Source organism: Streptomyces luteosporeus, assembly GCF_039532865.1.
Classification (GTDB): domain Bacteria; phylum Actinomycetota; class Actinomycetes; order Streptomycetales; family Streptomycetaceae; genus Streptomyces; species Streptomyces luteosporeus.
Genome location: NZ_BAAASL010000005.1, coordinates 140,849 through 154,024 on the forward strand (window position 1 = coordinate 140,849; position 13,176 = coordinate 154,024).

The window sequence follows — 13,176 nt, forward strand, 5'->3', positions numbered from 1 at the left end:
GCACCAGCCCGCCGCGCCCCGTAGGGGCGCGGGGAACTGCGCGACAAGCCACCGCGCGCCCGCAGATCGACACCGCCCGCCCCGCGCCCCTACGGGGCACCGCACGATCCGCCGGACACGGCCTAGGACGGCGCGCCGGAGCTGAAGCGGCGCAGCAGGGGCGAGAGCACCAGCACCGACTTGGTGCGCTCCACGAACGGCTCCCCTGCGATCCGCTCCAGCACCCGCTCGAAGTGCCGCATGTCGGAGGCGAAGATCTGGACGAGGGCGTCGGCCTCACCGGTGACGGTGGAGGCAGACGCCACCTCCGGGTAGCGCGACAGGCCCCGGTGGATGGCGTCGGGCGAGGTGTTGCGGCGGCAGTACAGCTCGATGAAGCCCTCCGTCTCCCAGCCCAGGGCGGCGGGGTCGACGCGGACGGTGAAACCGGTGATCGCGCCCTCGGCGCGCAGCCTGTCCACGCGCCGCTTGACGGCGGGTGCCGACAGGCCGATCTCCGCGCCGATGTCGGCGTAGGAGCGCCTGGCGTCCTCGGCCAGGGCATGCACGATGCGTTCGTCGAGCTCGTTCAATCGCACGGCGGGTGGATCACTTTTCTCCGGGTAACCTCTGCTGCTACGAGCAGTAGATCACGTACCCGGCCGGGTGCCCGACCCGAGCGCGGCCGACCGGCCTTCAGCTGCCGAGCGCAACCACCATGGCCGAGGGCCCGGGGAACTCGTCGGGCAGGGCGTCCATCAGCACTTCGTCGACGTACTGCCCCATCCAGTGGCCCGATTTGCGGAAGCGGCCGGTCGGCCGGAATCCGGCCTTCTCGAAGGCCGTGATGGCGGCCCGGTTGGGCTCCAGCACCCGCAGCCACACCGCGCGCAGTGCGCCCAGGTGGAAGGCCCAGTCCAGGGTGAGGCGACAGGCCTCCTCGGCGAAGCGCTTGCCGCGGTAGGACGGGGCCAGCAGGATCGTGAACTCCGCCCGCTGCTCCCGGGCGTCCACCCGCAGCGCGGTCAGTCCGACCGGCTGCTTGTCCTTCAGCCGCACGACCTCGAAGCGCACGTGGTCGTGGTCGTCCAGCTCGCGGTCCCACTCCTGCGCCCGGGCCTCCCAGGTACGGGGAAAGCGGGCACCCCGGCCCAGAACGGTGCCGGGGTCGGTCTCCCATCTGTGGTACTCGGTGAGCATCTCGTCCCGGGGCATGCCCAGGGCCAGGCGGTCGCCGGTCAGCAGGAGCTGGCTGGTGCTCATCGGATCCCCTCCCGATACGCGTGCTGCCGGGCCCGTACGGCGGACCCGGCAGCTGGCGATCATAGGGGTGACCCGACGGAGATCACTTCTGCGCGTCGGCGGCTCCGGCGCCCTTTTCGGGGCGCTTTTCCGCCTTGCTCCCGGTCTTCCCGGCCGCCGGCTTCGCAGCCGTCCGCGAGGACTTCTGCGCGGTCTTCTGCGCGGTCTTCTGTGCCGTCTTCTGCGCGGTCCTGCGCGTGCCCTTGCGGGCGTTCGACCCGGTCGACCGGGCGGCCGGCTTCCGGGCGGCGGTCTTCTTGGCCGCGGGTTTCTTGGCGGCACCGGCCTTCGCCCCGGCCTTGTCGCCGGCCTTGTCGTCGGCCTTGGAGGCAGCCTTGACCTGCTCCTTCTCGCCGGCCGTCCGCTCGCCCTCGCCGTCCGCCCCGGCGGCGGCCTTGACCAGGCGGGAGTTGCGCATGCCGTAGGCGAAGTAGATGACCAGGCCGACGGCCATCCAGGCGAGGAAGACCTCCCACGTCACAATGTCCAGGCTGGTCATCATGAAGACGCACAGCCCGAAGCCGATCGCCGGGAAGACCGGCGCCAGCGGCAGCGACAGGCCGAACAGCTTCACACGCCTACCCGAAAGCGGTACCTGGAAGCTGCGCTTCATGCCGGGGCGGGTGAAGCGGAGCACGATGACGGCGATGTTGACCAGGCCGAAGGCGAAGAGCGTGCCGATGCTGGTCGCGTCCGCCAGCTGGCCGAGCGGGACCACCGCGGCGAGGATGCCGCAGAAGGCGGAGACGATCACGGTGTTCGAGACCGGCACGCCGTTGCGGCTGACCTTGGAGAACGTCCGCGGCACCAGGCCGTCGCGGGACATCGCGAACAGGATGCGGGTCTGGCCGTAGAGGACGGTCAGCACCACGCTGGCGATGGCGATGACGGCGCCGGCGGCCAGGAAGACGGCCCAGTAGCCGTGGCCGGTGACGTCCTTCATGATGCCGGCGAGCGCGGCCTCGGAGTCCTTGAACTGGTTCCACGGCATGGCGCCGACCGCGATGGCCGCCACGAGCACGTACAGCGCGGTGACGATCAGCAGCGAGAGCATGATGGCCTTGGGCAGGTCCCGCTTGGGGTCCTTGGCCTCCTCGCCCGCCGTGGAGGCGGCGTCGAAGCCGATGTAGCTGAAGAACAGCGTGGCGCCGGCGGCGCTCACACCGCCCAGGCCGAGCGGCATGAAGGGGCTGTAGTTGCCGGCCTTGATGCCGGTGAAGGCCACGGCGCAGAACAGCAGCAGGGCCGCGATCTTCACGCCGACCATGATGGTGTTGGCGCGGGCGCTCTCCTTGGCGCCGCCGAGCAGGAACGCCATGCACAGCAGCACGACGAGCAGGGCGGGCAGGTTGAAGACGCCGCCGTCGACACCGGGCGGGTTGGCCATCCACGCGGGGATGGTGACGCCGATGGTGCCTTCGAGGAGCTCGTTGAGGTACTGGCCCCAGCCGACGGCGACGGCCGCGACGGAGACGCCGTACTCGAGGATCAGGCACCAGCCGCAGACCCAGGCGATGATCTCGCCGAGGGTGGCGTAGGCGTAGGAGTACGAGGAGCCGGAGACCGGGATGGTGCCGGCGAGCTCGGCGTAGGACAGGGCCGAGAACAGCGCGGTCAGGCCCGCCAGGACGAACGAGATCACGACGGCCGGGCCGGCGTCGGGCACGGCGTTGCCGAGGACGACGAAGATGCCCGTGCCCAGCGTGGCGCCGATGCTGATCATCGTCAGCTGCCACATGCCGAGCGAGCGGCGCAGGGTGCCGCCTTCGCCCTGGCCGCCCTCGGCGACCAGGCGCTCGACGGGCTTGCGCCGCATCATGCGGGCACCGAAGCCGGCGGACGGCAGCGGGGCGCGCCGCTCGTCACCGGTGGCGGGGGGCGCTGTGCCTTGGTCCAACACTGGGGTCGCTCCGTTCAGGACTGCCGGTCGGGGGGTACCGGTCGGTCGTCGGGCGGCGGCCGCGGCGGTGACCCGCGGGCGCGCCGGCATGGCAGAGCAAACCCGTTTGCGAGGGGGTACCGCCGAGCAAGCGGTATCCGCCACTCCACGTTCTGCGCAGACCCTACGAGGTGAGGGTCCGCGCTCGTAATGCACCATTATTGCGTATGCGCGTTCGATCATTGCGTGCGCTGCCCAAGAGCGGATGATCGTTGCACGTCGGGTAATGAATCGGTACGGGGGGCGGAAAAGGGCACGTCGGCCGGGGCCCGGCCGAACGCGCCGAAGACGGCCGGAAATCGACGAACCGGCGGGCCGGGAGCGTCCGCGCGCGGGCATGCGAAAGGGGCGCGCCCCGGCGAACCGGGACGCGCCCCTCGGCGCTGGTGGCGGATTGCTCCGGATTACTGCCAGCTGGCGTGCAGCGGCTTGCCCTCGGCGTAGCCGGCGGCGCTCTGGACGCCGACGACGGCCCGCTCGGCGAACTCCTCCAGGGAGGCCGCACCGGCGTAGGTGCAGGAGGAGCGGACGCCCGCGATGATCGAGTCGATCAGGTCCTCGACGCCCGGGCGGGCCGGGTCGAGGAACATGCGGGAGGTGGAGATGCCCTCCTCGAACAGGCCCTTGCGGGCCCGGTCGTACGCGGACTCCTCGGACGTGCGGTTGCGCACGGCGCGGGCGGAGGCCATGCCGAAGCTCTCCTTGTACAGCCGGCCGTCGGCGGACTGCTGAAGGTCGCCCGGCGACTCGTAGGTGCCGGCGAACCAGGAGCCGATCATGACGTTGGAGGCGCCGGCGGCGAGCGCCATGGCGACGTCGCGGGGGTGACGGACGCCACCGTCGGCCCAGACGTGCTTGCCGTACTTCTTCGCCTCGGCGGCGCACTCGAGCACCGCGGAGAACTGCGGGCGGCCCACGCCGGTCATCATGCGGGTGGTGCACATGGCGCCCGGGCCCACACCGACCTTGATGATGTCCGCGCCGGCCTCGACGAGGTCGCGCACGCCCTCGGCGGCGACGATGTTGCCGGCGACGATCGGGACCTGCGGGTCCAGGGCCCGGACGGCCTTGATCGCCGCGATCATCGTCTCCTGGTGGCCGTGGGCGGTGTCCACGACGATGGTGTCCGCACCGGCGTCCAGCAGCGCCTTGGCCTTGCCGGCCACGTCGCCGTTGATGCCCACGGCCGCGGCGATGCGCAGCTTGCCGTCCTTGTCGGTGGCGGGGGTGTACAGCGTCGCGCGCAGGGCGCCCTTGCGGGTGAGGATGCCGGCCAGCCTGCCGTCCTTGTCGACGGCGGGCGCGAGCTTGCGGTGGGCGGCGTCCAGCTGGTTGAAGGCCTCGCGCGGGTCGATGTCGGCGTCCAGGAGCAGCAGCTCCTTGGACATGACCTCGGACAGCTGGGTGAAGCGGTCCACACCGGTCAGGTCGTGCTCGGTGACGACACCGACGGGACGGTGGTCGGCGTCGACGACCACACCGGCGCCGTGGGCGCGCTTGGGCAGCAGCGACAGCGCGTCGGCGACCGTCTGGGTGGGGGCGAGGACGATGGGGGTGTCCAGAACCAGGTGGCGGTTCTTGACCCAGGAGATGACCTCGGTGACGACCTCGATCGGAATGTCCTGCGGGATGACCACGAGGCCACCGCGGCGGGCGACGGTCTCGGCCATGCGGCGGCCGGCGATGGCGGTCATGTTGGCGACCACGAGCGGGATGGTGGTGCCCGTGCCGTCCGGGGAGGTCAGATCGACGGCCTGGCGGGAACCGACGGCGGAACGGCTCGGCACCATGAACACGTCGTCGTACGTCAGGTCGTACGCCGGCTTCTGGTCATTGAGGAATCGCATACTGGCTCTCTCACCTGCGGTTTTACGTACAGAGCGGGTGGGGAGTCAGCACCGAACCAAACCCGGATCGGGCTGAGGTTCCTGGACCCATCATCCATGATTTCGCCCGATCGTGGCGACCTGGGGTCACATTCTGTGACTTCGGCCAGCGGGTCCGGGGGGCCTTGGTAGCTTCCGCCAAACGACCGGCTCGTCCGATTGCACGGGGGTGTGCGCGAGCGCCCGCCCCGGGTGGGGGCGGGCGCGGCGGACGGGCGGATCAGCCCTGGTCGGGGTCGGCCCGGTCGAGGGCCGGGCGGGGGCCCGGGCCGGTCTCGTGCAGCAGGTAGTCGGCCGCGGCGGTGTCCGTGACCAGGCTCGTCACCAGGCCCGAGCGCAGCACGGCGCCGATCGCCGCCGCCTTGCGCTGGCCACCGGCGATCGCCACGACCTCCGGGATCCGGCGCAGCCGGTCGGCCTCGACGGTGATGCAGCGCTCGCCCAGGTCCCGGCCGATGCGCCGGCCCTCGGCGTCGAACAGGTGCGCCGACATCTCGGCGGCGGCCCCCAGCGAGGCGTAGTGGGCGCGCTCGGCGTCGGTGAGCATGTCGTAGACCGTGGAGATGCCCGGCTCCCACGAGCCGATGGACACGGCGGCGACGGTGACCTTGTCGAAGTACTCGAAGGCCCGGGCGATGCCCGTCTGGCCGCGCAGCGCGGCCGCGGTGGCCGTGTCCGGCAGCAGCATCGGCGCGTAGATCGGGTGGGCCTCGCCGCCGGAGACCTGGGCCGCCCGGCGGACGGCCTCCACCGAACCGCGCTCGGCCGTGCCCGCGTCGTACACGCCCGTGAGCTGGACGACCGTGCACGGCGGCAGCCGGTGCAGGGCGGCGGCCATGTGGATGGTGGACCGGCCCCAGGCGAGGCCGAGCACGTCGCCCTCGTGGACCAGCTCGCCGAGCAGGCCGGCTGCCACCTCGCCGAGGTTCTCGGGGTCGGGCGCGTCGTCGGCCGCGTCGGCCGGGGACTCCACGACGACCGCGTGCCGCAGCCCGTAGCGGGCGCGCAGCGCGTCGGAGCGCTCCGCGTCCAGCTCGGCCGGCACCCGGATCTCGATCCGCACGAGGTCGCGCTCCAGTGCCGTCTCCAGCACCCGCGCCACCTTGAAGCGGCTCACGCCGAACTCCTCGGCGATCTGGATCTTCGACTTGCCCTCGAGGTAGAAGCGGCGGGCCATCGCCGCCGCCTGCACCAGCTCGGCGGGCCCCATTGGCGTGGTCGAACGGCCCGTCGACACCGCGATCTCCTCACTACTGTGGTCGAGCTTGTGTACTGCTGCTGCGTGTTGCTGTGGAGCTCAAAGGACTCGGCCTCATCCTGTCAGATTCGGCGGTCCTTGATCAGACCTTGACCTTAGCCCTCAGCAATTCGGGCGAGCGGCGCGGGGCGCGTTAGTGGGCACAGGCCCAGGGCGCCCGCGCCATGGTCTCCTCCGCCTGTGCGCGCAGCGAGCGTACGGCCGCTGCCGGGTCGTCCGTACCGTAGACGGCGGAGCCGGCCACGAACACGTCCGCGCCGGCCTCGGCGCAGCGCTCGATCGTCGCGGCCGAGACGCCGCCGTCGACCTGCAGCCACAGCTGCAGGTTGTGCCGCGAGATCAGCTCCCGGGTGCGGCGGATCTTGGGCAGCATGATGTCCAGGAACGCCTGGCCGCCGAAGCCCGGCTCCACGGTCATGATCAGCAGCATGTCCAGCTCGGGGAGCAGGTCCTCGAACGGCTCGATGGGCGTGGCGGGCTTCAGCGCCATCGACGCCCGCGCCCCCTTGGCCCGGATCTCCCGCGCCAGCCGCACCGGCGCCGCGGCGGCCTCCGCGTGGAAGGTCACCGACCCGGCGCCGGCCTCCGCGTACTGCGGGGCCCAGCGGTCGGGGTCCTCGATCATCAGGTGGCAGTCCAGCGGGATGTCCGTGGCCTTCCGCAGCGACTCCACGACGGGGACGCCGAGGGTGAGGTTCGGGACGAAGTGGTTGTCCATCACGTCGACGTGGAGCCAGTCGGCGCCCTCGACGGCCCGCGCCTCCTCGGCGAGCCGGGCGAAGTCCGCGGACAGAATGCTGGGATTGATCTGCGCTGCCATGCCTTTAGCCTGCCATGCCGCGTTCTTTCCGGGGGCTTCGCCCCCGGACCCCCGAGCCGACCGGTTTGTGGGCAGGCGTTCCGCTGGGGGTCCCCCAGCGGTAGCTGGGGGAGGAACGGGTGGGCACGAACCGGCCCACCGGGCCGCAGCACCCCGCGGCAGCGCACGCACCCGCAGGGGAGGCGAACCTCAGCCCGTGCGGCGCAGCAGCGCCAGGTACATCGCGTCCGTGCCGTGCAGGTGCGGCCACAGCTGCACGTCCGGGCCCTCGCCCAGGCCGGGAACGCCCTGCATCAGGGGACGCGCGTCGATCCACTCCGCCGCCGGCGCCTCCCCGCCGCGCCCGCGCAGCACGTCGTCGACGACGGCCCGGGTCTCGGCCAGGTGCGGCGAGCACGTCGCGTACCCCACGACGCCTCCCACGCGCACGGCCCGCAGGGCCTCGCGGAGCAGGCCGCGCTGCAGGGGCGCGAAGCCGGCGAGGTCCTCGGGGCGGCGGCGCCAGCGGGCCTCGGGGCGGCGGCGCAGTGCGCCGAGGCCCGAGCAGGGCACGTCGACGAGCACGCGGTCGAAGGAGCCCTCCCGCCACGGCGGCCGCGTGCCGTCCGCGGCGATGACCTCGTACGGGCCCGGGTTGCCGGCCAGGGCGCGCGCCACCAGCCGGGCGCGGTGCGGCTGCTTCTCGGAGGCGAGCAGCGCGGCGCCGCGCTGTGCGGCCAGGGCGCCCAGCAGGGCGGCCTTGCCGCCCGGCCCGGCGCAGCCGTCGAGCCAGCGCTCGTCGGGCCCCTCCAGGGGCGCCTCGGCCAGGGCGAGGGCGACGAGCTGGCTGCCTTCGTCCTGGACGCCGGCGCGGCCCTCGCGGACCGCTTCCAGGGCTCCCGGCTCGCCGCCCTCGGCGAGCCGTACGGCGTGCGGCGACCAGCGGCCGGGCAGGGCGGAGTCGGCGCCGAGGGCGGCGAGGAGTTCGTCGGTGGTGGCCCGTCCGGGGCGGGCGACCAGGGTGACCTCGGGGCGCTCGTTGTCCGCCTCCAGGAGGTCCTCGATGCCGGCCCGGCTGCCGCCGAGGGCGTCCCACAGGGCGGAGACGACCCAGCGGGGGTGGGAGTGGACGACGGCGAGGTGCTCCTCGGGGTCGTCCTCGTACGGCGGGGCGACCCGCTCCAGCCAGCCGTCGAGGTCGTGCGCGGCGATGCGGCGCAGCACGGCGTTGACGAACTTCGCCCGGCCGTCGCCGAGGACGACCCGGGCCAGCTCGACGGTGGCGGAGACGGCCGCGTGGCTGGGGATGCGGGTGCCGAGCAGCTGGTGGGCGCCGAGGCCGAGGACGTCGAGCACCGGCGGGTCGACCTCACGCAGGGGCCGGTCGACGCAGGCGGCGATGATCGCGTCGTAGGTGCCCTGGCGGCGCAGGGTGCCGTAGACCAGCTCGGTGGCCAGGGCGGCGTCGCGGGCCTGGAAGCCGTCCTTCTCCCGGGCCTTGCGCAGCAGCGGCGGCAGCACGAGGTTGGCGTAGGCGTCCCGCTCGTCGACGGCCCGCAGCGCCTCGAAGGCGAGTATCCGGACGGGGTCCTTCTGGGGCCTGCGGTAGGGCTTGGCGGGGCGGCCGGGCTTCCGGCGGGACGCCTGATCGTTCACGAAAGGTGCTCCGGAGCTGGGGTGATGATGACGACCAGCCTACGCCGGTCCGTCCTGGCCGAGCCGTTCGCCCGCGGCGATGCGCACGCCGCGCGCCCAGTCGGCGGCCTGCATGGGCTTCTTGCCCTGCGGCTGGACCCACTGCAGTTGGACGGCGTGGGAGCCGGTGCCGACGTGGACGGAGTTCTTGGTGGTGGCGATCTCGCCGGGGGCGAGGTCGGTGCGGGCGGGGTCCGGGGTCAGGGACATGATCTTCAGGCGTTCGCCGCGGAAGGTCGTCCAGGCGCCGGGGGCGGGGGCGCAGCCGCGTACGACGCGGTCGGCGCGCAGGGCGGGGGCGGACCAGTCGATGCGGGCGTCCTCGACGGAGATCTTCGGGGCCAGGGAGACGCCCTCGGCGGGCTGGGGCACGGCCTGGAGGGTGCCGTCCTCGATGCCGTCCATGGTGGCCGCGAGCAGCCCGGCGCCGGCGAAGGCGAGGCGGGTCAGCAGGTCGCCGCTGGTGTCGGTGGGGCGGACCTTCTCGGTGAGCACGCCGTAGACGGGGCCGGAGTCCAGGCCCTCCTCGATGAGGAAGGTCGAGGCGCCGGTCATCTCGTCGCCCGCGAGGATGGAGTGCTGGACGGGGGCGGCGCCGCGCCAGGCCGGCAGCAGGGAGAAGTGCAGGTTCACCCAGCCGTGGGCGGGGATGTCGAGGGCGGCCTTGGGCAGCAGGGCGCCGTAGGCGACGACCGGGCAGCAGTCGGGCGCGATCTCGCGCAGCCGGGCGAGGAAGTCCTCGTCCCGGGGGCGGGCGGGCTTGAGCACCTCGATGCCCGCCTCCTGCGCGCGCTCGGCGACCGGGCTGGCGACGAGCCGGCGGCCGCGGCCGGCCGGCGCGTCGGGCCGGGTGACGACGGCGACGACCTCGTGCCGGTCGGAGGCGATCAGGGCGTCCAGGGCGGGGACGGCGACCTCGGGGGTCCCGGCGAAGACGAGCCTCATGGTCGGCTGACCACCTCTCTGCGTACGGGGTGAAACGGCGCCTCAGTCTAGAGGCGAGCGCGCCCCGGGGGGCGTGCGGGATGGCGCGCGCCTCATTCCAGCGGTTGCACGCCCCCATACCGTGACCCAGCGGCTGCTGGCGCGTTGGGTCAAGAGAGATTGACCGAAACGGGCCGCAACGGCGGCCCGCTTCCGTTCCGTTGCTCGTCGAGCGGCCGTCAGTCCTCACCCCGTATTGACGTCACTTCAACCGCCGGTCCGAGAGGCTTGTTCATGCCCGACCACGCAACCCACGACGCCCAGGCACGGGCCAGCCTGCATCTCCTGGTCCGGGACATCGAGAGGGTCCGCCGCCAGGTGGACGCCCTGCGCACCCTCACCGCCCAGCTGGGCAACGTCTACCGGCCGCGCCGCACCGGCCCCTCCGCGGGCTTCGTCGTCTACGGCCGCGCCCCCGCCCCCACCGTGCGCCTCGCGCAGGAACTGCGCGACAGCGTCGAGACGCTGGTCACCGCCGCGGTCGACTTCGACCGCTCACTGGGCTTCTCCTGGGACGCGGTGGGCTCCGCACTGGGCGTCACCAAGCAGGCGGTCCACCGGCGTTACGGCGCGCGCCGGGCGGGTGCGCAGGGCGCGGCCGAGGCGCCGGAGCCGGTGCGCGCCGCGGAGCCGGCCGCCGTCCCGGCCGTCCCGGCCGCCCGCACGGTGCCCGGCCAGGCCGTCCACCGCGAGGAGCAGCGCGCCTCGGCCTTCCCGGGCCCCCGCAACGGCTGACGGGCCCGGCCAGGGCCTGCGGCGGCAGCGCCGGTCCGTGGGGCGCGTCGTGGCTTGTCGCGCAGTTCCCCGCGCCCCTATGGGGCGCTGCAGTGCCGCACGACGATGATCCGCACGGCAGGTCGGCACCGGGGCGCCCCGTAGGGGCGCGGGGAACTGCGCGATCGACCACCGACGGCCCGCAGCCGAACGCGCCACGCGGCGGCACCGCAGATCGGGACGGCCCCCCGGCCCCGACGCCGCACCCGTCAGCCGATGTCCGGCGGGTCCACCCGCAACCGCACCGGCTCGCCCTCGCGCCGCGCCAAGCGCACGGCCTGCGCCGCCTTGAGCGCCGCCGCCAGCGCCGCGCCCTGCCCCGGCCGTACGCGCAGCAGCGCCCGCTCCCAGTGCTCGCCCGGCGGCGGCCCGCCCTGCCGGCGCGGCCGCCCCGGCAGGGCGGGCGGCACCGGCACCGGCCCGAGGACCTCCGTGCCCGGGGGCAGCTCGGCCATGCCGATCAGATCCGCCACGGCGTCCGGCGGGCCGGAGACGGCCGCCATCCGGGAGACCGGCGGGAAGCCCAGCTCCGCCCGGTCGGCGAGCTCGCGCACCGCGTGCCCGGCCGGATCCCACCGCACGAGCGCCTGCACCGGCCGCAGCGTCGGCTCGGCCACGACGACGACCGTGCCGCCGGCCTCGCGCCCCCGCACGAGCGCGGCGGCGTCCAGCCAGCGGCGCAGCGCCTCCTCCCCCGCGCGCAGGTCGGGGCGGCCGAGGAGGGCCCAGCCGTCGAGGAGCAGGGCCGCGGCGTAGCCGCCGTCGGCGACGGGCTCGGCTCCCGGGGTGCAGACGACGAGCGCGGGCCGGTCGGGCACGGTGTCGAGCACGTGGTCGCGCCCGGAGGTGCGCACCGGCACCGACGGGAAGGCCCGGCCCAGCTCCTCGGCCGTACGCCCGGCGCCGACGACGCTGGCGCGCAGCCGTGCGCCGCCGCACTCGGCGCAGTGCCAGTCGCGCGCCTCCTGCCCGCACCAGCCGCAGTGCAGCAGGCCGCCGTCGGCGCCGCGGGCCTCCAGCGGGCCGGCGCAGTGGGCGCAGCGGGCGGGCTCGCGGCAGCGTTCGCAGGCCAGCCGCGGCACGTACCCGCGCCGGGGCACCTGGACGAGCACCGGGCCACGGGTGAGCCCTTCGCGGGCGACCTCCCAGGCGACGGAGGGCAGGCGGGCGGTGCGGGCGGCCGCGTCCCGCGCCTCGTCGCTCTCGCCGACGGTCCGCACGCGCGGCGCCACGGCACGCACCGTCTCGCGGTCGGCGGCCAGCGGGCGGGCCCAGCCGGTGTCGACCAGCTGGGCGGCCTCGACGGTGCAGCCGAAGCCGCCGAGCAGGAAGCCGGCCTTCTCGTGGGCGGCCCGCAGCAGCAGGACCTCGCGGGCGTGCGGCTGGGGGGCGTGGGGCTCGCTGTGGCTGGAGTCGCCGTCGTCCCAGACGGCCGCGAGGCCGAGGTCGCGCACGGGTGCGAACATCGCGGCCCGGGTGCCGACCACGACCCGCACCGAACCCCGGTTGATCGCAAGCCACCGGCGGTAGCGCTCCTCCGGCCCGGTGTCGGCGGTCAGCAGCACGTGCCGGCCGGTGCCGAGCAGCTCGGTGAGCGCGGCGTCGACCCGGGCGGCGGCCCGGCCGTCCGGAACGACCAGCAGGGCGCCGCGCCCGGAGGCGAGCGTGGCGGCGGCGGCCCGTGCCAGCTCGCCGGGCCAGTGCGGCCCGGGCAGGGCCGTCCACACCGCGCGCGGGCGGTCGCCGCGGGCGAGGGCCTGCAGGAACGCCGGGCCCGTCGGGTACCGCGCCCAGCTGCCGGCGGCCGGCGCGGCGGGCGGCGCCAAGGGCGCCGGCGAGGGCTCGGCCTCGATGCGGGCGTGCCGGGGCGGCACGGCGAGCTGCAGCACGTCGGCGAGGGAGCCGGCGTACCGGTCGGCGACGGAGCGGCACAGCGCCAGCAGCGCGGGCGAGAGCACCGGCTCGGGCGAGAGCACCTGGGCGAGGGCGGCGAGCGGCCCGCTGTAGTCGGACTCGGCGACGCGCTCGACGATGAACCCGTCGAGCAGCCCGCCGCCCTCCCGCCGCCCGCCCCGCACGTTGCGCGTGCCGGCACCGAAGCGCACCCGCACCCGCACCCCGGGCCGGGCCCGGTCGTCGAGCTCGGCGGGCACGGCGTAGTCCCACAGGCGGTCGAGGTGCACGGGCCCCTTGTCGACGAGCACCCGCGCCACGGGCAGCTCCGCCGCCAGCTCGGCCCCCCGCCACGTGCGCGGCCTGGCCCGCGGCGCCTTGGCCTTGCGCACGCTCTCCCGGATGAAGGCGAGCTGCTCCGCCACGGGGGCCTCCCCGCTCTCCCCCGCGCCCTCGGGCCGCCCGTTGTTGCTGCTCACGGTTCCAGTCCTACCAGAGGGCACCGACAGCGCAGGAGCGGTGCCCGTGAGGGGCGCGGGGCCGTATCGATCTGCGGCTCCGCCGCGCGGGCGCGAGACGCCACGACGCGCCCGCAGGTGGGGTGCCGTGCTGCGCCCGGGCCCCCGGCAACGCACCGGCCCCCGGACCGCTGGTGCGGTCCGGGGGC

General features: G+C 74.6%; 9 protein-coding genes and 1 pseudogene. 1 reads left to right on the forward strand and 9 read right to left on the reverse strand.

The window, feature by feature from the left end; translation table 11 throughout:
- Nucleotides 1-122: 122 nt before the first annotated feature.
- The 8 genes and pseudogenes from ABD361_RS07790 to fmt form a co-directional block, all read right to left on the reverse strand.
- Entirely contained in the window at nucleotides 123-578 is a 456-nt protein-coding gene (locus ABD361_RS07790; protein WP_344434085.1) for an Lrp/AsnC family transcriptional regulator, read from the reverse strand.
- A 97-nt stretch (nucleotides 579-675) separates the two neighbouring features.
- Nucleotides 676-1,242 carry a GNAT family N-acetyltransferase gene (locus ABD361_RS07795; protein ID WP_344434086.1) on the reverse strand — a complete coding sequence of 189 codons (567 nt, stop codon included), beginning with the start codon at nucleotides 1,240-1,242 and terminating at the stop codon, nucleotides 676-678.
- A gap of 427 nt (nucleotides 1,243-1,669) precedes the next feature.
- A pseudogene (locus ABD361_RS07800) lies at nucleotides 1,670-3,181 on the reverse strand (amino acid permease); the annotation flags it as partial.
- A gap of 443 nt (nucleotides 3,182-3,624) precedes the next feature.
- The gene (locus tag ABD361_RS07805; protein WP_344434087.1) at nucleotides 3,625-5,067 is read right to left on the reverse strand and encodes a GuaB1 family IMP dehydrogenase-related protein; all 1,443 of its coding nucleotides are present in this window, start codon (nucleotides 5,065-5,067) and stop codon (nucleotides 3,625-3,627) included.
- Between the two features lie 259 nt (nucleotides 5,068-5,326).
- A complete protein-coding gene (locus ABD361_RS07810) occupies nucleotides 5,327-6,316 on the reverse strand; it encodes a sugar-binding transcriptional regulator (RefSeq protein WP_344434282.1) in 990 nt (329 codons plus the stop codon).
- A gap of 181 nt (nucleotides 6,317-6,497) precedes the next feature.
- Nucleotides 6,498-7,184, reverse strand: a complete 687-nt coding sequence (rpe, locus tag ABD361_RS07815) for a ribulose-phosphate 3-epimerase (RefSeq protein WP_344434088.1) — start codon at nucleotides 7,182-7,184, stop codon at nucleotides 6,498-6,500.
- A 189-nt stretch (nucleotides 7,185-7,373) separates the two neighbouring features.
- Entirely contained in the window at nucleotides 7,374-8,819 is a 1,446-nt protein-coding gene (locus ABD361_RS07820; protein ID WP_344434089.1) for an RsmB/NOP family class I SAM-dependent RNA methyltransferase, read from the reverse strand.
- A 39-nt stretch (nucleotides 8,820-8,858) separates the two neighbouring features.
- Entirely contained in the window at nucleotides 8,859-9,803 is a 945-nt protein-coding gene (gene fmt, locus ABD361_RS07825; RefSeq protein ID WP_344434090.1) for a methionyl-tRNA formyltransferase, read from the reverse strand.
- Between the two features lie 273 nt (nucleotides 9,804-10,076).
- Between fmt and ABD361_RS07830 the strand changes: the two genes are divergently transcribed.
- On the forward strand, nucleotides 10,077-10,577 hold the full coding sequence (locus tag ABD361_RS07830; protein WP_344434091.1) for a hypothetical protein: 501 nt from the start codon (nucleotides 10,077-10,079) through the stop codon (nucleotides 10,575-10,577).
- Nucleotides 10,578-10,825: 248 nt separating this feature from the next.
- Here ABD361_RS07830 and ABD361_RS07835 read toward each other — a convergent pair whose 3' ends face one another.
- Nucleotides 10,826-12,988: a primosomal protein N' gene (locus ABD361_RS07835; protein ID WP_344434092.1), complete on the reverse strand. Its 2,163-nt coding sequence runs from the start codon at nucleotides 12,986-12,988 to the stop codon at nucleotides 10,826-10,828.
- Between the last annotated feature and the right edge of the window lie 188 nt (nucleotides 12,989-13,176).